Genomic DNA, 20,823 nt, shown 5'->3' on the forward strand with positions numbered 1-20,823 from the left:
ATCCTTATTTCAGAATCTGACGATCTCCTGGCTGCCGGTATATTTTATTTTCCTGTTCGGCTTCGTCTGGCTGTTCAATCCTTTCGGGGTTTGAGGTGACACGAGAACCACGTTGATCGATAACTCCGCGCGCATTCCAGGGAATTCGCCATTTCTCTTTTCAATTGTAAATGTCCTGTTGCGATCATTCCACTGGAACTCTACTGTCGAGTATTCACCTTTCAAATAGTCGTTGTTCTCATTTTCATCTTCGTAAAATGTGAATCGTCCGTCCTTACCGGCGTAGATAAATATCGTGATCGCGCCGTCTGTCTTTTCTTCGGCGTATTGAATATCCGGGCCGACCGGTATTATCGATCCTTCTCTGACGAAGAGTGGGATTTTGTCGAGAGGAGCCTGCACGTTCAAAGTTCTTCCGCCCTTGTGATGCTTTCCGGTGTACAGATCGTACCACCCGCAGGATGAGGGCAGGTAAACCTGCTTCGTCCGGGCTTCGTAATCCGTTACCGGCGCAACCAGTATCGACGGCCCGAACAAATATTCATTCGAAAGATTTGTGACATTCTTGTCGTTGGGGAAATCCATCACGAGTCCGCGCATGATTGTATAATCGTCGAAGTAAACCATCCCGGCGAGAGAATAAATATAAGGCATAAGTTGATACCGCATCTTTGTCACGTTCACCATTGCGTCGTAATACCGACTTCCGGCAGGCGCGACATTAAATATTTCCCTGAACGGATATTGTCCATGAGACCGGTAGAGCGGACAGAACGCTCCGAACTCGTACCACCTTGTCAGAAGCTCACGCCATTCGTCGAGCGCCGCTCCTTTCGCATTTATAAACTTGCTCTCGACGGCGAATCCTCCTATATCAAATGTCCAATAGGGTAGACCCGACATTGCGAGGTTGAGTCCTGCGGGAATCTGTCCCTTCATGTCCTGCCATGTAGTACCAATATCACCGCTCCAGACGGCAACATTGTACCTCTGCGAGCCGGCATATGCGGATCGGCTGAGTATGAAGACGCGTTTGTCCGGGTTCTCCGACATCAACCCGTCATAAACTCCCCTGCAATGCTCGAGGGCGTAAGCGTTGAAATACTCCGCACCGGGACCAAGTGCCGTGGGATCCATGAGATACTTCCTCGTCTCCATCGGGAGATTAGACTGCATGTCGGGTTCGTCCGAGTCTATCCACCACGCGTCAAATCCGAACGGGTACAATTTTTCGTCAATCATTTTCCAAAATAATTTTCGGGCGTCGGGATTGAGCGCGTCGTAAAAAGTGGAAAGATATCCTTTTCCGACCCAATCGCGATTGTTCAGATCGAGATTTCCTTTGTACAGGTATCCCTTGTCCATCATTCTGTCGAAATTCGCGATTCCCTTGTAGAACTTCGCCCACACCGAGACCATGATGTGCTCGTGAAGCGCGCGGATTGAATCTACCATCGCAAGTGGATTCGGATATCGCGCGGAGTCGAATTCCATGCTGCCCCATTGATCTTCGCGCCAGTAAAACCAATCCTGTACAATATTGTCGAATGGTATTTTCAATTTTCGATACTCGTTCGCGACCTGGAGGAGTTGGTCCTGTGTCTGGTACCGTTCACGACTTTGCCAGAAGCCGAGCGACCATTTTGGCGCGAGGAACGCTTTACCAGTAAGCCTGCGATACCCGCTCACAACATCGTCAAGGTTCGATCCCCTTATGAAATAGTAATCCAGCTGGCTTCCATATTCCGAATAAAGTGAAAGTTCATTCTGTTCCTCAGGCAGTAACGGTGTCTTTACCTTCAGTGAGATGTAGGCTTCGCCGCCGTCAGGAATCCATTCAATGCGAATCGGATACCTGTGTCCAGCCTGCAGATTGAGGTCGAACAACTGCACGAAGGCATTCCACGACTGACGCCATCTGTCTGTTATGAGCTTGTTGTCAATCCACAACTTGCTGTAGCCCGACGAGTAAAGACGAAACTTGAAAAGTCCACTCGAGTCGGGAACCAATGCGCCGCCCCACGTCACTTTTCCGCCGTCGAGAGAATAGCCGGCGGGAAACTTCTTGAGATCGGGTATGAACTCATAATTTATTTCCGATTCATTCCGGGTTGTGAATACTTTCGCTGAGTCGTCGCGTTTCAAGTACATCGCTTTCAGTCCGCCTTCTTTTCCGTCGGAGTCATATAGTTTGAAAGTCGAAAGCGGACCGTATTCACGAATATCCCCGAATTTCGTCCTGGAATAATTGTCCCAGAGAATTCCGTAATCCTTGCTCGAAAGCACAAATGGAATTGAGATCTTCGTATTGTACTGATAAAGGTCGACGTCGTGTCCCTTATAATTGTAAAGTCCTTCCTGTTGCTGGCCGAGTCCGTAAAATGCCTCGTCCTTCGGCGATTCGAAGCGGTCCCTGACGCTGAAGAGATTTTCTCCCTCGACAGTGACGGGCTCAATTGTTTTTCCGCCGTTCTTAACCTCCGTCAGGATAGGTCTGTCATCCTGATCGCAGAAAGTAAGCGCTCCAGTCTTTAAGGATACCCTTACATGAAGCGATGAGGTCTTTACGACAATGTGGTCGTTCGTCTCATCGACAATCCACTTGACTTCCGGAAAATCTTTCTTCTCGATCATGAGACTTTGAACATCTGGAAATGAATCCGTGCTCACGGCTGTTACCCGAATGATCGAGTCGGTAATCGGTTCAAGCCTCACCAGGCTAGCGCCGTTCTTGGTGGGCTCGCTGACTCGCACGACGACCCCTTTGGTTGTTATGCTGTAAGGTTTTTGTGCGTAAGCCTGGATCAAACCGGCGCTCATCAGAAGAAGTAAAAGAGTTTTCATTTGGAAAAGCCTCGAGAGTTATTTTGACAGTCGATTGACTTGATCATGTAATTCAAAAACAATTTCCGGACTCATAATTGAGAAGAGTAAAAAAGAAATTGATGTCCTGAGGCGATTCGTGAAATTCACAATTTTACCTTTGACTCGCTGCCGCTGTATTTGATAACTTCAGTGACTCTTTTTTCCGACTCGACGCCGATCCCGAGCTCCTTGTCGACGAGAATTACATTAAACGTTCTGTCCTTCAGCATGCCGGGAAAAGTCCCGACTCTTTTCCCGACTGTAAGAGTTCCCGCTGAATCAATCCACTCGAAAGTGATTGTTGAGTAGATACCTTTTTCATAATCATAGTTGTCGTTCTCGTCTTCGTAGAGAGTAAATCGGCCGTCGGCACCGGGATAGATGCGAAGTTCTATCGGGTCGGCGGGTTTCTCGGTCGAGTATTGGACAAAGGGTCCCATCGGTATTATCGAGCCGGTCCGAACGTAAATGGGAATCTTGTCAATGGGTGCGTCCGCCAGGATGTTCTGTCCGCCTTCGTACTTCTCGCCTGTCCAGAAATCGTACCAGCCTCCGCAATTTGGCAGATAGACCTCTGTGGTCTTCGGACGAGGCTCATTTACATTCTCGCGACCGAATATCGATGGCGTTTTCCAGTTCAACTCCATGTGGGCCGCTCCAGGTGTCGCGTTCTCCGTTTCGAGGACGAAGCTGTATTCTTTTCCCGCGATCAGGTCTAAAGTATCTGTGAATTGTTCGACGCTCGTATAGACGATCGGTAGCTGCTTTCCATCGAGAATGATTCTTTTCGCATCATAACTTCTCATATGGAACTGGTATTTCCCACTTTCCACGGGAACGAGCTTGCCTTCCCACCTGATCGAGAAGGATGAATCGGTCACGTAGGCCGGTCTTCCCGTTGCATACCAATTCATGTTTATGTTCGGTTCAACTTCCTGCTTTGTGACAATCTTGTGTTTGCTGTCGCGGCAATATGTCGCGAGTATACCGGGTTCGCCATTGTCTGTTCGGAAGGATTCCGGCCCGATGAGGACACTTGGCTCCGGGGGACGATAGTACATCCATCGCGTGACGGGGCAGACAAGGATTGAGGGGCCGAACATGAATTCATTGTCGATGTCATAAGTCTTTGGGTCCGACTCAAAATCCATCGGGAGTCCGCGCATGATCGTGTATCCCTGGCTTGTGACCTTCCAGGCGAGAGAATAAATGTAGGGAAGGAGGCGGTACCGCAGGTTGTCGACTTCTAACATGGCGTCGGAGAACTTCTCGCCGGTGCCGATCGTGTCTGAGAACGCCCAGATTTCGCGCGGCGTTTCGGATCCGTGGGCGCGGAATATCGGGCAGAACGCTCCGAACTGGAACATCCGTGCGTACAATTCCTCGTATGCGGGATCGTTCCCGCCCCTGTTGAAGACTCCGCCGTACGCGCCGAGAACGAACGCGCCGATGTCAAAAGTATAGTACGGTATTCCAGACATCGAGTGATTTATTCCCGCTGAGATCTGGTTCCTGTAGATTTCCCAGCTCGCTCCGATGTCGCCCGTCCAGGTCGTTGCGGCCGCGCGCTGCTGGCCGGCGAAAGTAGACCTTGTCAGGACGTAGAACCGCTTATCGGAATATTCTCTCCTGTAGTTAGAATAAAGCTGGTCGGTCATCGCGAGCGAGAACGCGTTGAGATACCTTGCCCACGACCCGAGATGGTTGTTGCCGACTCGCTTCATCTCGTACTCGGTCGACTCGACAGTGTTCGCGTTTATCAGGTCGGGCTCAGTGGAGTCGATCCACCACGCGTCGACACCCTTTGAGAGAAGCCCATTCTTCAAATACTTCCAGTAGAGTTTGTCCGCGGCCGGGTTATATGCGTCATAATATTTGAAACCGCCCCAGCCTACCGGCGAATATAGAAATCCTCTTTTCTCCATATCATGGTATATCTCGGTGTTCGGACCGAGTGCCGGCCAAATGGAAATCATGAAATGGAAATTCATGCCGTGCAAGCTGTCGGTCATCTCTTTCGGGTGAGGGAACCGCGTTTTATCGAAGAACATGCCGCTCCAGTTCTTTGCACCGTTCCAGTAATCCCAATCCTGTATGACATTGTCGATCGGGATTCTTAAATCGCGGTACTTCTTCGCGATCGAGAGCACTTCGTCTTGTGTTTTGTAATGTTCTTTGCTTTGCCAGTAGCCGTATGCCCACTTACCGTACATTGGCGCCTGTCCTGTGAGCTCTCTATAGCCTGCGATTACGCTGTCGATGTTCGCTCCGTAAATGAAATAGTAATCAAGATTGTCGCCCACATCGGACCAAATACTGGCGCGAGATTTTCCGTCATCCTGGAAAACTGTTTTCGAGTAGTTATCCCATAAGATGCCATAGTTCATCGTTGACACAAGGAATGGGCTGATTGCATTTGTATTAGTCTGGACGAGCGTCACCGTTTTCGCGCGGTAGTTCATGTACCCGTGCTGGTCTTCGCCAAGCCCATAGATACCTTCGTTCGGAGTCAAAACGAATTCTTGCTCCATTGAAAAGGCGGAATCGGAACCGTAGATAGCGCGCTGAAAAAAGCACGAATCCTCCATTAACAATGAATTGCCATCCTTCGTGGTGAAACGCACTCTTCCATCAGGTTTTGAAATCACAACCGAAATCCATGAAGAGGAGATTACGAGCGTCTCGTTCTTCTCAACACACACCGTCTTCAGATGAGGCATCGGCTTCATTATTACTGAAAGACTCTTCTTCTTTTCGATGCCTTGGGCGGGCCACTTTTCCACTCTGACAATCCTGTCGCTGAAGAACTGCACCTTGACGGTAGCCGATTGCGTCGTGACAGCCACGCCGTTCGTGATGTGCTTCATGTTTTGACATTCCGCCGGTGGAGAGCTGAAGGCAATAACCAGAATTGGAATCAAGCATTGAATGGACCGGAAGATCATGATCCCCCCACGAAGGTAAGTTGAGGAAGAATTGAAATGGTAGAATTTTGTCTCAAGATTTCTCGTCTTGATCGTGAAACATGAGAACGGCGGATATTACTGATTCTCGTTTCCGAACCCGCCCGCCCGAATTTGATACAGGTTAATTTAGTCCCACATGCGCCGATATTCAACGATGCGCGGACTTAGCTAACGACTCAATTTGCCGACACAATCCGGCCCCTGAAGTCCAAACCGAAGGGGTCCCTCGGAACTGACTCATTCGAATGGTCCTTCCCGTCCTGAACTCATTCTCCGATCCAATACATTCCCTTGGAAAGGAGTCCGTAGAAAGTCGGACGCCTCTTACCGTTGCTTAGGATGTCGCCATTAAATATATTCTATCCCGTAACGATCCTCTTGCCCCCAAGAATCAAGACGTTAGCGTATGTCAAGATGATTCCGATCTGATCACTTTATGAAAGCGAGCCATTGAAAAGAGGATACTTGATTACTTCCGCCCTGATGGGGTTCGGGCATTTGAGAGCGGCTCACAACTTGTCGAGCTTCAGCCATATGCCGGTGCTCAGAGTGGATCGCGAGCCGTACGTAAACTTTGTCGACCGGCTCGTATGGGGAATGGGTCAGTACTCACACACGTACGCTTCGAGAGATGCCGAGAGCAGGAGCAAGTTCCTGTACACGAGATTTGAGAAGCTGATGACAATCCCCAAGGATCACGAGAAGCCGCCGCTTGGCCCCTCTCGATTCATCAGGACGATAGAACGGTTCGGTGCCGGGAAAGAGCTGTTCCGGCAATTGGGCGAAGACAACCCGCGTCTCATCCACACTTTTTACCTCCCCGCGATGCTTTCGGTTTACCGCGAATATCCGGGAAAGAGTTTTCTCCTTTTATGCGATACCGACTTTCATAGAGTGTGGGCGCCGCTTGAACCCGAAAACGGCCCGCTCGAGTACTGCGTGCCTATTTCAAAATCAGCAGACAGGCTTATTTCATACGGAGTAAAATCAGAGAAGATTCACGTAACCGGATTTCCGCTTCCCCCTGTTCACACAGGAGTCGGTGAAACCGTGACCGCAGAAAATGATTTTGAAGTGAGGAGAACCAGGCTTCAGACCAACTCTTCTCTCCCGCTCACAATAATGTTTCCGTTCAGCGGGGCTGGAGCCTACTCGAACGTGCTCGCGGAGATGGTGAAGAGTATTCTCGACGAACTGCGAGAGGGCACTTTGAGACTCGTCGTATCATGTGGAGACAACGAGGACGCGTTGTGGAACGCCGAGAACTTATTCACAAATTACGGCATTGACGAGCTCGAGTATGTCGAAATCATTTATGATGCGGACCTTTTCAAATCATTTGAGAGATTCAATCTTGCCTTGAAATCCTCAGACGTAGTCGTGACAAAGCCCAGCGAAATGGTTTTCTATGCGGCCCTCGGCATTCCAATGGTCTTTCTTCCCCCGATCGGAGCGCATGAGGCAAGGAACCGTGAGTACTTACTCGAAAGCGGTTGTGCCTCCGACATGATATCGATACCTGATTTTGCCAAATGGTTGTTCGAGGCGAGGCGAAGCGGGCTTCTTCTGGAACTTGCGGAAAACGGCTTCAGGAAATTATTGCGGGAAGGGGCAGATAAGATTAATGAGATAGTGTCAGGGTCGTGACCTGGAGAGTTGTTGTTGTGGTTTGTGGCGGCGTGGCCTGTAATGACCGGATTGGAATCCTATTCGGTGGGAAGAAGAAGTGTATTGCGCGTTATCTTCACCGGATTTCCGCGCCATTTTGTTTTGCGATTCACTAGAGGGACGGGCCATGTCATCCCAATCACGATATCTTTGAAGGGGGCTGCCACGCAATGACGAAAGCCGAGACCGGTGTTCAACGTGTAGTTCATCAGCGAGTCGCCGGTTATTTTGACGAGCCAACACAGGCCGGCTATGACGGACGCTTCGTAAGAAAATCCAGAGAAAATCATGTATGCCAGGGACCAGAGCGAGAAGTTGGCCAGGAGCTCGCCGATGTACGCCAGCTTATTCAAATTCCATCTGAGTTGCGCCCACCTCGTGTGTCTGTTCAGAAATCGCTTCATGTTCCATGAATGGTTTGTCGTGGTGATAACGTTCGGCGAAACCACGACCTTGTAACCGTTCTTCTTGTAGATCCTTCCCATCAGATAGTCTTCCGCGAGGTAATTCCGCAGCTCCCATATCCCGCCCAGCGTATCGAACTGCGACTTTCTGAAGAAAATCGATTTCCCAACGACAACCTGTCTGCTCGCAAGCGCGAGTAGGCTGACATTTCCGATCACAAACGAGTTTAGATGAAGATTCTCGAATAGTGCGCCGATATTCTCGCCGCCTACCCCTCGTATGAGATTAGTAACCAGTCCGACATTCTTGTCCTGAAAGTGCTGGATGTTAGTTCGCAGGTAATCGTCTCTCACAATCACGTTGCTGTCGCTTATGACCATGTAATCATACGAAGCATGCGGCATCATGCCATAGAGATTATTTATTTTCGGATTGAATCCCAGTGTTCGATCGCTGACAACAAGCTCGATTTTGCTTTCCGGAAATTCTTCGATGAGTTCGTGGATAAGCTGGATTGCGGGATCGTCAGGCGATTGGATTCCCACCACGATTTCGAATTCAGGATAGTCCTGGTTAATGAATGAAAGAAGATTTTCCCGGAGATTCCCGTCCACACCGGTCACGGGTTTGAGAATTGTAATTGGTGGAAGGAATTCAGTTCTTGTAGCCTTGACCTTCGACCCTACTCTCGCGGTCAGGATTTTAACATAAGTTGCTATAAGGGTGATGAGGTAGTACGCGATACCGACGCTGAGGACGAGTTCCATTATTTCTTTCATGTTGTCCCTTTGCTTCTCATGCGTACGTAAGTAAGGGTGCAAATGTTAACACCTCGTGAAGATATAGTGAAATTTCGAAGATATTTTCGCTGCAGTTGACCTCCAATTCCAAATTGAATGTCCACTCATTCCAGTTTGAACGTGACGAGAATTCCGATTTTCATTGGTCCGGGGAATAGATCTGATCAAGATTTCGCTTGGTGCTGCCCGCACAGCAGATAAGTTTGTGAGACGAATCACATCTGCGGAATCTTCTGTTGAGATCGCAAGTTAGCTAGTTATATTGAGTCAGGTGTAGCGGGATAGAGATTTATTTCGAAGTGACCGGCGAGTAGGTAAGGACGGTCGAGTGCTTACATGAAGGACGAACGTCGAAGTCCGAGCGGGAGGAGAGCCACAACAGACGTATACGACTTTATTTCAGCGTCTCCAAGCTGTGCAGACTCTCAAACGTTCTCTTAAGAAGCATCGTTGCGATTGTCCCCCTATCCCGGAGAGCGATTAGCGTATAGACACCGGTAGGAGACCAAGATGAGCGATAGGGCGTCCGAATCCGCGGGGCTTCTAGATGAGGCCTGGTTGAGTTTACTCACCGAACAAATTCCTCTCGGCTCACTTCACATTTTTGACAAGGACCTCAGGCACGTCTTCAATGCTGGAGACGAGCTTCGAAAATGGGGGACATCCGGACAAGCTCTCTGTAACAGAAACATCCGAGAAGTTCTGGATGATAAGCTAGCGGACTTAATGGAGAAGAATCTTTCGCGGGTTCTGAAAGGCGAGACCGTTACCTTCGAAGGGGAATATTCAGGAAACCGTTATCTTTCGCGCGCTGTTCCATTTACGAATCCGTCGGACGGTCAAACGTACATAATTCTTCATTCGCTGAACCTGACCGAGCTGGAAAATGGAAATGGTTTCTCGAACCAGGAGGAGCCGGTTGAAGGTCGCGGCACAACTTTTCGTGGTGACGGTAATCCGGTGAGGAAGGACGACGGCGTTTCATTCCGGCCGTTGTCCGAAAAAGTTAGCGATTTTGTCGCGATTCTCGACAGGGAGGGAAAACATATCTATGCAAACCCGGCATACCGCAGCCTGTTCAAAGATCCTGACACGCTTAGTCAGAAAACATTTTTGGATCTCGTCCATATCGACGATCGCAAGAAAGTGGCGCAATTCATAGGCGAGGATTCGACCCCGGGTGTCGATAGACGGGTGGAATTGCGGTTGATGGCAGGAGACGGGAATGCCCGCTACGTCGAAGCCAGGGCGGAACGCCTCGACAACGAGGCCTCGTCACACATTTTGGTTGTTAGTCATGATATCACGGAAAGCAAGAAACTCGAGGAACAGTTCCTGAGGGCGCAGCGGCTGGAAAGTCTGGGCACACTCGCATCAGGGATTTCCCACGATCTGAATAACGTGCTCACGCCGGTGATCCTCGGAGTGGCGGCTCTTGATCGCACGCTTACGGATGATCGGAGCAAGATCATTCTTAAGATGATCGAATCGAGTCTAAGCAGGGGCCGCGATATCGTCAAGCAGGTGCTGACGTTCGCGCGCGGTGTCGAGGGCGAGCATATGGTGGTACAACCGCGTCACATCATTCACGAGGCCGTGACACTGATGAGGGCAACCTTCTCCAAATCGATTTCGATAGTCGAAGCTACTCCGCAAACCCTATGGCTCATCAGCGGTGATGCCACACGGCTTACTCAGCTTTTGATGAACCTCGGAGTGAACGCCCGCGATGCTATGCCTGATGGCGGCACGTTAAACATCACCGCTGAGAATATTTTCGTGGATTCAAAGCATGCGGCGATGCACGAAAACATCACCCCCGGCCGATTTGTTCTGATCGGTGTGCAAGATACCGGCACCGGAATGGATCCGGAGCTGATGGAGCGGATCTTCGAGCCTTTTTTCACCACAAAAGAATATGGCAAGGGTTCAGGGCTTGGCTTGTCTATCGTCCGCGACATAGTCAACGGCCATTCCGGCTTCATCGAGCTCCAGAGCGAGCCGGGAGTCGGTACGACTTTCAAGGTTTACATCCCCGCCACGGATGGAGAGACCACCATACAAGCCGACGAATGGGACGGTAAATCGCCTTACGGTCATAATGAGCTTCTCCTCGTTGTCGACGACGAGCTTTCCGTCTGTCAGATTACAAAACAGACGCTGGAATCTTTCGGCTACAGGGTGTTGACAGCAAATGACGGGGCAGAGGCAGTTGCCATTTACGCGGATCAGGGACGTGAGATCGCTCTGGTACTGATCGATATCATGATGCCTGTTATGGACGGACCGAGAACCATCCGCGCGCTGAAAAGGCTGAACCCGCGCCTGAAAGTCATCGCCACAAGCGGCCTCGTAAGCGAAAACCACGCCGCCCTTGAGGGAGAACTCATCCCGGATGCCTTCATAGCGAAACCTTATACCGCGGCGAAATTCCTCAGGACGATAGACTCAGTGCTCCGCGACAATAAAAATACGTGACTCTGATCGTGCCCCGACCGCGCCTGGTTTGATCACGATCGGGACTTTCGTCGGATTAGTTTCCCTAAAAAAGTTTGACCTCGCTGTTCGGATCGAGATAAAACCGCAAGATCCTCACCTTGCAGAAGAACTCATCCTCATCGACCTTGAAATCCTTTGGATCAAGATTCTTCACTTTCATCGTCTGCCAATCAGTCGTCGGGTGAATGAACTCGAAATGATCCCTGGCGGTCGTGACCTTTATCGGCATCTTGAAGGCCTTATCGTCCGCGTTCCATTTAAATCGCAACTCAGTCTCGTTCCCCTTCTTTCCTGCGATTACCATCAATTCCGGAAGCGTGGCGTATCGGTAATACTGCTCGAAGAAATAGTTATAATCTGAATTGGTTCTCTCATTTATATAGTTGATGAGATCATCCGCGTCGACGGTTTTGTACGCATACTTCTCCTGGAAGCCCTTCAGGATTGAGAACCACAGCGGATCATCGTTTATGACATCCCGTAGCGTGTTCAGCACGAGCTGACCTTTGTCGTACATGTCGCCGGAGCCTTCCTGGTTCACATTGTACGGCCCGATCATCGGCTTGTCGTTCCTGACATTCTGCCTCTTTGCATTTATATAATCGAGCGCCGCTTTGTGACCCCAGTTGTACTCGACATACAGGGCTTCGGCATAAGCGCCGAAACTTTCGTGCATCCACATATCGGCAAGATCCTTGGATGTCAAGCTGTTTCCCCACCACTCGTGCGCGCTCTCGTGTACGATTATGAAATCGAATTTCAATCCGACATCCGAACTTGCGCGACCTTCGTATCCCATCTGGTAGTGGTTGCCATAAGCCACCGCGGTCTGATGTTCCATACCGTTGTGAGACGACTCTATCAATTTGTAGCCGTCCCGGTAAAACGGGTATTTGCCGAAATATTTCTCATATGCTGCCAGCATCGTCTTTACTTCTTTGAATTGTACTTTGGCCTTTTGCAAATTTTCCGGAAGGACGTAATAATCGAGCGTCAGTTTGCTGCCGTCACTGCTCGTGTAAGTATCGCTGAAGTGCGAGTAGACGCCAATGTTGAGCGTGACATCGTAATTGTTGATCGGATAACTCATGAACCAGTTGTATTGGCTCATGCCGTTCGGCAAATCGATCTTGCTGCGTAGTCTTCCGTTGGAGACATCCTCGAGATTTGATGGTACGGTAACAGTGAGCAGCATACTGTCCGGCTCGTCGGATTGGTGATCCTTGTTCGGCCACCACAAGCTCGCACCGGTGCCCTGACACGTGACCATGATCCACGGGCGGCCTTCCTTGTCCCTCTTCCAAACGAAGCCGCCGTCCCAGGGCGGATTCTTGGCGATCTGCGGTTTGCCCGAGTAGTAGAACAAGATCTGGTGCTCGGTCCCGGCCTCGAGAAGTTTGGGAAGGTCGATGAATACCGCCCCGAACTCGCGCGAATATTTCAGCAGTGTGCCGTCTTCCGCTGCGATGCTGTCTACATTCATGTTCGCGAACAAATCCACCTGCATCCTGTCGAAAGGGGTCACGACCTTGAACCTGATTGTGTTTGATCCGCGGACCGACTGAGTCGATGTATCAACCGTGATATCGAGGTGATAATACGTGACATCATAGCACGTCCGGACAGGAGAGAGAAAACCGCGGAGGGTATCGGCCTTGGTGAACGGTCCCCAGTTATAATGCGACGGCTCCTGCGCCAAGATTTTCTGGGACGTTAGAATCGAAATGAATAAGAAAAGGTATGCGAGTCTCTTCATAGCATCCACCATTTTTGATTGTGATTGTGTTCCACAAAACACGACGAAATTTACTGCTCGAGGCGCTGTCATACAAAGAAGATTGATACTTAGTTCGCCCGAATATGCCGCCCGATCAGACATCACGATCGAATTGACTTTAGTCGGCCTTTCGCCTAAAATGTGGGCGGAAAACAGATATGAAACTCAGGTCGTTCATCGCAATTAGTCTCCTCCTCGTTGCATCGAGTGCGGCTGCTCGCGCGGAATCGAAGTCTGGTCCTTCTTCGATCGCATTTTCGCTTCAACTTTGTGAGCCTGTCGCGCAGCTGCAATCCTGCGAATGTCCCGATCCGGAGCTTGTCGGACGAACGCTTTCAAACGACATTGGGACCGCCGCCCTTGAATCAGTCAAGCCGGATTTCACAACGGTGAGCACGTCAATTGAAAGAAGTTCGAACGGTGAGCGTGGCGATCCCGAGGCTTCCCGACATCTTAGCGTTGATAATTCAGGCGCGCTCGTGAATGACGGTGGCTCAGGCGGAAATACATTCACATTCTCAGTGACATCTCCTTCATATCTCCAGACCGCTCGTGCACTTTCCTCTCAGCATTTTCTCTCACCTTACGATCCTCAACACGATTTTCGGGCTTCCCTGGAAACGAAGAAATAGGGATCAGTTCATAAGTCAAATCCGGTAGTCCAACCCAAGAAGTGCGGGTATGCATTTCGGATTGACTCGGATTATCCAGCGGTAATAACTCACGAACCGATTACTGTCAACCGCATTCGTCGAAAGACGATATGCAGATTGGAGTTTGAAAATGAACTGCCCAAACGGATCGCAGCAGAAAAGAAACCTGAATCGATACATAGCATTCTCCATATTCGTTCTATCATTTGCGCTTTATGCTCTTACCGCACAAGAGTCCGTATCCTTCTGGGACTGTGCAGAGTACGCGGCTACGGCGCCTGCCCTTGAGGTTCCTCATCCTCCCGGCGCGCCGTTGTTTGTGCTTGTGGGAAGGTTTGCAATGATGGGCACATTCGTAAATGATCCAGCTTTCAGAATTAATCTCGTCTCATCCCTGGCGAGCGCGCTCGCCGTCATGCTACTCTATCTCATCGGCGTCAAGGTCATCTCTAGGTGGGAAGGATTTCCAACGGACACCAGGGGAGCCGTACTTGTGTTTGGATCAGCGGGAATCGGAGCGCTTACACTTGCGGTCTCGGACACATTCTGGTTTAATGCGGCGGAGTCGTGTCTGTTCGCCTCGGCGATTTTTTTTATTGCACTGATGATCTGGCTAGCTCTGGTCTGGTACGAGAAATGGAAAGAACCAGGTGCGTCCAGATATCTTCTCATTGTCGCCTACGTCCTGGGCCTTTCCTGTGGAATCCATCAACTCTGTCTTCTTGCTTTCTTCCCCCTGGCTGCTATAATCTTCTTCCGATATTTTGAATTTGAGTGGAAGCGTTTCTTGAAATTCCTTGTGGTGACCGGTGCCGCGTTCGCAGTCATTTATCCCGGAATCGTGAGGTGGATCGTGAGCGCGCTTTCCGGAAATTTGAGTATCGGACCGATTGACATTGAAAATAGTTCGCTGGTGAAGCTGACACCGATATTGGGAGTCATTGGGGCTATATATTTCACAAGATTGGCGGTCAGGCGGAAGAACCTGCTGGTGAGCAGCGCATTGACTGCGGCGCTTATGATCGTGCTTGGTTACTCGACCTATGCTCTGGTTGTCGTGCGTGCGAACGCGTTCCCTCCCATAAATGAAAACAGTCCGGTAAACATGGCGAGGTTGTCGAGTTACATTGGACGGGACCAGTACGGCAAGCAGCCTTCTGTCTGGCCAAGAAGATGGAGCAGCGAACCGCAATATCAAAAAAGCTATGAAAAATATTCCTCGGACTTGGACTATTTCTGGAATTACCAGCTCGGTCACATGTTCTTTAGATATATCGGTTTCAATTTCATCGGAAGACAAGGGGACGCTCAGGATTCTTCCGTTGAACTCTTGGGCAATCACGGGCGATCGAAATCTGAAAATTATGGCTATCCAGCAAGCTACTACGGCATTCCTTTTCTCTTAGGATTGTTCGGGTTGTGGTACATTTTCGAGCAAGATTGGAAATTTGGTTTGGTTTTTCTGACGATGTTTGTAATGATGGGGTTCGCTCTTGCGGTTTACTTCAACATGGCGGAGCCGCAGCCCAGGGAACGAGATTACTTTTTCGTAGGGGCTTTCTTTGTTTACGCGTTATGGATCGGAATCGGAGCGAGCGGACTTCTAAAATCTTCAATCCAAAAATTCGGGTGGGTTACTCGGAAGACGGGGGTGACCGTGCTGCTGACGGGGTTGGTCTTAACAGCTGGCCCGCTAAACATGTTTCGTGAGAACCTCTTTAGTCATGACCGGCATAGGAATTTCTCCGCGCTCGATGTATCGTATGACATCTTGCAGTCGTGTCCGCCCAACACGATCCTTTTCACCGGAGGAGACAACGACACATTTCCTCTGTGGTATCTGCAGGAAGCGCTCGGTGTCCGGACAGATGTGAGAGTAGTCTGTCTCAGCCTGTCGAATACCGGCTGGTACCTTCTCCAACTCAAGCACGAAACGCCGCACGGTTCGCCGCAGGTCCCGATCGGGCTCTCGGACCCGCAAATTGAGGAGATCGCCAATGCAGGCGCAATCCAGTGGGAGTCGAAGAAGATCAGAATGGCAGTCCCGGCCGATGTTTACCGAAAGTTCGGAATTGAAGACTCGAGCGCATCATACAAGAGCTACATAGAATACACACTCCAACCCACGCTGCAGTTCGGCGATATCCATGCGTTGAGGGTCCAGGACATCATGGTCAACAACATTGTTTCCACAAACAAGTGGAATCGACCTGTGTGCTTTACGACCCTCACTCCACCGTCTGATTTCATCGGGCTACAGGGATACTTCAGGAGAATCGGACTTGTTTACGAGGTGACTCCTGTCCCGGATAATGGTTCATATTTCGACGCGATGGATGTGTCTCTTATGAAAAAATGTCTTTTCTCCGACAATGCCAAAATTGTGGATGGACAGAAATACGGATTCATTTATGAGGGGTTGAACATATCAGGAGTGTATTATGACAGCAATGCTAGGAACACAATTTCTGCGATAAGAGACTCTTTCCTGACACTCGCCATTTATTATCAGGCGCATGGAGATCTCACCAATTCGCTGTCGGTACTTAACGAGATGGAGAAGAGAATTCCACTCGCCGCGATCCCGATGGACTACAGGTTGACAGAATACATTTCAAGATTGTATTTTGCGCTCGGCGACAAATCTCATTTTCGCGAGTATGCGGACTCAGCAGAGCGAGGTGCGCTCGCCGCGATCGATTACAGCCAGAGCGGAAATGAGGATGCGTACGGAGTGCTTCTGAATATTTATACGATGGAAGTCGACTATTCGAAATCTTTGGCACTCCTGAAAAAACTTCAGTCGATGTATCCCGGTGATCCAGGGATCGCTTCGCGCATAAGCGTGCTGGAAAGCCAGGTGAGTAAGTCGAAGGATTCGGTCGGCAATAGATAGACATTCGTTTTCCAAAATGCCGGTTCAGTTAGAAGCTTGATTGAGTGAGAACAATGACGTCATGAATTGTGAAAAGGGAGAGCGGGAATCTCCCAAAGGTCCGACCGCAGGTCACTTCGTGAAGTACTCCTTTGGAGGATTCCTTCGAAAGAACCCGCACGAGGAATCTCGTCACGACAAATTGAGACTTCATCGGGATGCGTCTACCGGAGATTGACGTGATATTGACTCGCTGCTTTCAACACCTGTTCTGCAGCCATCGGGTGTTTCGGGTTAGTCCTGTTTAAAACATCTGGAGCTATGGGAATTTCTCTAGCACTGAAGTGGATATTCACCCCGGTTTGAATTTTGTGCCGAGAGCGGGAATCGAACCCGCACGAGGGGTTAAGCCTCGCTGGATTTTGAGTCCAGTGCGTCTACCAGTTCCGCCATCTCGGCTTATGTGAAAATATAACATTTTGAAGGATTTCAACAAAAATTCAGGCGTTACTGTCGACTTTTCCCGAGCCGAGTAACCAAAATGTGACCGGCGCTTTGAGATTTTCGAACAGCTTGACTGCGCCTTTCATGGCACCAAGCCGAACCTTCGCGTAGATCAAAGTGGTTTTGATATCCGAGTGTCCTCAGATCTTGCTCAAGGTTAGTGACCAGCCCCCGATTATGAAATGCATCTCGATTCCCAGAGGCGTTTCGTTGGTCGCTGGCGGTATAGTAGAGCCTGATGCAAAGCATTTCAAACTGACTGCCCATGAGGGATCTTCCATCTTCGGGATCGGTTGCAACCCTTTCCTCAACGGCGAGTTCAAGACAGTTGCATTCGAGCTTGAAATGTCTTTCCACGACGACCAGAGTCTCAGCTACTACCAGGTTACCATGATGGAAATAAAGGGGCAAGAGGCGCTGTTCGAGCATATTGACCGGAACAGGTTGAAACGAGTCTAGTCCGGCGGGCTGCTCATACCATTTTCCAGATTTAATCGTCGGCAATGGGATGGCCGCTTGAACATCCATTTCTGCTGCAGGCAGATTGCCACCTTTCATTGCGGCGACTTACTTTCCGCATCATCGCGGGTTCAGATGTCTTTCGAGGTTGTTTACCCGCGCACTCAGAATATTGTTCGATCCATATTCGCTCGTGTCTTTTACCTTGCGCAGAGACCTTCTTGCACCCGAAAGGTCACCAAGGCGGTAATTCCCCAGGGCAGTCAAGTACCATGACATCGGCTCAATCCGTTCATCGTCACCGCGGTCGATGGAGTCCGCCATGGTTGCGAACCGTGTTCCTTCAGAGAACTCTCCCATGTGAATCGCTGACTCCGATAAGAGGAGAAATGCTTCCGCACGCGCATCCATATCCTGGATCTGGTCAACAACTGGCATCAACGTAGAATAAACATTTTCATACTCACCGGCGTCGATATTGTTTTTCATTTCTATTGTCATGAGCTCGTCGCTGGAGATTCCCCTCTTGAGGAAGAGTTTGCTCCGGGACTTTGCCTGCGCGTCGTCGTAAATGCGATCGTTCCCGTGCATCGCATCCGACAGACTCTTCTTCATCAGGGAATCGTTGCCAATCGCCCTGTAGCTGACCGCGAGCCGGTAATTAGCTATCCCCGAGTAATCGGGCTCCTTAGTGTTTTCCAGGAACATCTTGTTGTATTTGACGGCATTCCGGAAATCATTCAGCTTGAAATGAATATCTCCTTTAAGAAAGACCGACAGGTTGTTCAGCACGGCAAAATCAGGGTCGTTCAGATTAAGAATGGTATCCAGGTGCTTCTCGGCTTCGTGAAGACGTCCTTCTCTTATAAGTATGACGGCGAGATGGTAATTGAACAACGGGTTTCTGGGGAACCTGGTTACAAGCTCACGCATCAGGATCTCCGCGCTGTCGTACTCCGCAACGTAGTCGGAATAAATCTGCGCGAGCGAGAGAGCCGACTTTACCTTATCCAGGGTTCCTTTCTCGTGCGCCAGCCTCAACTCAGAAAACCCTTTGGCCTTGTTTGCCTCCATACCGAAGAGGGTGATCGCCCATTTCACACTTCCGGGCAAAAAGTCGAGGAAGTAATGAATCTCACCGGCGCCCCGGTACGCATCATAAAAGTCCGGGGCCAGTTTAAGAGTCCTTTCGAAACTGCCGGATGCTGACTTAGTTGCCCAAAAGGCGTCGAGATAAGAATGCGCGGCGACTCCGGCGATCGCGCGGAGCTGGTAAGTCTCGCCCAGGAGATACGTCGCCCTGTAGTCTCCTGGGTTGGAATCGATGATCTTCTCTGACTTCGTGACAGTACTGTCGTACCATCTTGTAAATGTCTCGTATTCACCACGGTTGTTCGTCCAAAGAAAGAGCCACAGATGGACTTGCGCGATATTAAAATAGCTTTCGGCTCTTCCGGGAGAAATACGGGCGGCTTCAGTAAAGAGGCTTTCGGCCTCCTCGAACCGCACGTTGTACGCCAGGTCCCGGCCTTTGCCGACGAGTATATCGTAGCTATCCTGCCCCTTGGCATTTAGAACTAGTCCAAGCATAAGGATGGCCGAACAAAAAAAGGGACGAATGCCCCCATACCGTATCTGCAATTGAAACTCACGCTTCGTGTTTGGAGCAACAAACAGTAACAATACGACAATATAACACTATCATGACTTATGACGGTGACATAAGAGTTTGCGCGGTTAACACGATATCCATATATTATTCGGAAAATCACGTGGCGATCACTAAATGAGGGGAGTACATGATCAATTGTCTGCTGGTCGCGAGTTCGAAGATCACCGGGTACGGCGCATTTCTGATGACACAGCCCAACGGCGGGCTATCATCCCTTGCGGCGAATGTGAATCGCGAAATCTGTAAGGTAAAGATCCTGGACCTGGTGGCTGTTCGGTTCAATGCGAAATCCTATTTCACGAAATACATCACGAAGAATCACTTCGACGTAATCGGTTTCAGTGCCATGGTGTTCCAGTATGCCGAGATGCTGGAGCTTGCGAAAATCGCGAAGAAGATCAACCCGAATGTGAAGACGGTTCTTGGCGGTTACCATGCAACGGTAGCATACGAAGAGGTTCTTCAAAGCAACGATACGGACTACCTGGACTTTATCGTAAGTGGAGAAGGTGAGGTCGCTTTCCGCAAACTCACAGAGGCGTTGTACCACGGCACCAGCTGCGATAAGATACCGGGCGTTTCGTTCAAAAAGGACGGAAGGATTGTTCAGAATCCTCCCGACGAATTGCTTAACCTGGACGACATTGAGTTGCCAAACAGAGACTGTAGGGTAATCAAGAACAAGAACTTCAGGCTCTTTGGGTACCAGACCGATGTGGTCGAGACTTCGAGGGGCTGCACCTTCACATGTAGCTACTGTACGATAACGAAAATGTACGGCCGCAGCTTCCGACAATTCAGCAACGAGAGAGTGTTGCGGGATATCCAGGCAGCGAAAGATCATGGTGCAAAGGCAATATTTTTCACCGACGACAATATCGTCCTGAACAAAACCCATTTTGAGGAGCTTTGCAACGGAATAATCGACCGCGGGCTGAACGATATCAAGTATTTGACTCAGGCAAGTGTCCAGGGATTTAGCCGCAATCCTTATCTGACGAAGCTGATGAGGAAGGCCGGATTTGAATGGGTGTTCCTGGGAATCGAGAGCGACTCCGACGATTCGCTGAAATTCTTCAAGAAGGACAATCAATTTGAAACCAGTGAAACCGAAACCGTAGTCAGGGCGCTTCAGGAGAATGATATTTTTGTCTTCGGCGGATTCATAGTCGGCAATCCCTCCGACGATAAAGAGAGTCTTTGGAGAACGTATGAATACACAAAGAAACTCAGGCTGGATGCGACGTTGTTCTTCACGCTGACTCCGTACCCCGGTACTGAACTTCGGAAGCAACTTCTCGAAGGGAATTACATAACTAATCTCGACGATTATTCTTATTACGATTGCATCAACACGAATATCAGGACGGATCATCTTGACTCGTATGCACTGTACAGGGTCATAGATTCGATGAACCATATGACCTTCACCGACGGCGGCGTCTACAGGAGGATCTGGAAGAGGTATCCGCTGTTCTTCGTGAAGACGCTGTTGATGATGATCTATCATTATCCCGATTGGGTGTTCCATCATTTCACCCGGGGGCGCTTCCTCGAAGGGAAACGCCGTAAGGAATTTGCACTGCGAATGCAATCGGCCGGTTTGGCCGGGAACGTTTCCGCTCAAGGAAAAGGGTAGTTATGTAGTGTCGTGCCGGAGAACTGATCAACCAGGCTTCA

11 protein-coding genes and 1 tRNA gene are annotated in these 20,823 nt (G+C 49.8%); 6 read left to right on the forward strand and 6 right to left on the reverse strand.

Annotated elements, in window-relative coordinates:
- Positions 1–9: 9 nt before the first annotated feature.
- Together VIS48_06680 and VIS48_06685 are read right to left on the reverse strand one after the other, a co-directional pair.
- On the reverse strand, positions 10–2,844 hold the full coding sequence (locus VIS48_06680) for a TIM-barrel domain-containing protein (protein ID HEY9165831.1): 2,835 nt from the start codon (positions 2,842–2,844) through the stop codon (positions 10–12).
- A 125-nt stretch (positions 2,845–2,969) separates the two neighbouring features.
- Positions 2,970–5,732, reverse strand: coding sequence for a TIM-barrel domain-containing protein (locus VIS48_06685; protein ID HEY9165832.1), 2,763 nt, complete (start codon positions 5,730–5,732; stop codon positions 2,970–2,972).
- 549 nt (positions 5,733–6,281) lie between these two features.
- On the opposite strand from VIS48_06685, the gene VIS48_06690 reads away from it, so the two are divergent.
- Entirely contained in the window at positions 6,282–7,478 is a 1,197-nt protein-coding gene (locus VIS48_06690; GenBank protein HEY9165833.1) for a hypothetical protein, read from the forward strand.
- 59 nt (positions 7,479–7,537) lie between these two features.
- Here the strand turns inward: VIS48_06690 and VIS48_06695 are convergent, their stop codons facing one another.
- Positions 7,538–8,683: a ceramide glucosyltransferase gene (locus VIS48_06695; protein HEY9165834.1), complete on the reverse strand. Its 1,146-nt coding sequence runs from the start codon at positions 8,681–8,683 to the stop codon at positions 7,538–7,540.
- A gap of 531 nt (positions 8,684–9,214) precedes the next feature.
- On the opposite strand from VIS48_06695, the gene VIS48_06700 reads away from it, so the two are divergent.
- Positions 9,215–11,182 (forward strand): ATP-binding protein, encoded by a 1,968-nt coding sequence (locus VIS48_06700; protein HEY9165835.1) that lies wholly within the window; start codon positions 9,215–9,217, stop codon positions 11,180–11,182.
- A 64-nt stretch (positions 11,183–11,246) separates the two neighbouring features.
- Here the strand turns inward: VIS48_06700 and VIS48_06705 are convergent, their stop codons facing one another.
- Positions 11,247–12,959 (reverse strand): M1 family metallopeptidase, encoded by a 1,713-nt coding sequence (locus VIS48_06705; protein HEY9165836.1) that lies wholly within the window; start codon positions 12,957–12,959, stop codon positions 11,247–11,249.
- Between the two features lie 179 nt (positions 12,960–13,138).
- Here VIS48_06705 and VIS48_06710 point away from each other — a divergent pair, with 179 nt between their 5' ends.
- Both VIS48_06710 and VIS48_06715 read left to right on the forward strand, forming a co-directional pair.
- The gene (locus VIS48_06710) at positions 13,139–13,612 is read left to right on the forward strand and encodes a hypothetical protein (GenBank protein ID HEY9165837.1); all 474 of its coding nucleotides are present in this window, start codon (positions 13,139–13,141) and stop codon (positions 13,610–13,612) included.
- A 151-nt stretch (positions 13,613–13,763) separates the two neighbouring features.
- Positions 13,764–16,529 (forward strand): DUF2723 domain-containing protein, encoded by a 2,766-nt coding sequence (locus tag VIS48_06715; GenBank protein ID HEY9165838.1) that lies wholly within the window; start codon positions 13,764–13,766, stop codon positions 16,527–16,529.
- Positions 16,530–16,880: 351 nt separating this feature from the next.
- Here VIS48_06715 and VIS48_06720 read toward each other — a convergent pair.
- Positions 16,881–16,967, reverse strand: a tRNA-Leu gene (locus VIS48_06720).
- Between the two features lie 192 nt (positions 16,968–17,159).
- On the opposite strand from VIS48_06720, the gene VIS48_06725 reads away from it, so the two are divergent.
- Positions 17,160–17,471, forward strand: a complete 312-nt coding sequence (locus tag VIS48_06725) for a hypothetical protein (GenBank protein HEY9165839.1) — start codon at positions 17,160–17,162, stop codon at positions 17,469–17,471.
- Between the two features lie 120 nt (positions 17,472–17,591).
- Here VIS48_06725 and VIS48_06730 read toward each other — a convergent pair whose 3' ends face one another.
- Positions 17,592–19,061 (reverse strand): tetratricopeptide repeat protein, encoded by a 1,470-nt coding sequence (locus VIS48_06730; protein ID HEY9165840.1) that lies wholly within the window; start codon positions 19,059–19,061, stop codon positions 17,592–17,594.
- A gap of 209 nt (positions 19,062–19,270) precedes the next feature.
- Here VIS48_06730 and VIS48_06735 point away from each other — a divergent pair, with 209 nt between their 5' ends.
- A complete protein-coding gene (locus tag VIS48_06735) occupies positions 19,271–20,782 on the forward strand; it encodes a radical SAM protein (protein ID HEY9165841.1) in 1,512 nt (503 codons plus the stop codon).
- The last annotated feature ends 41 nt before the right edge of the window (positions 20,783–20,823 follow it).

The organism is Candidatus Kryptoniota bacterium (assembly GCA_036567965.1).
Taxonomy (GTDB): Bacteria; Bacteroidota; Ignavibacteria; order Kryptoniales; family JAKASW01; genus JAKASW01.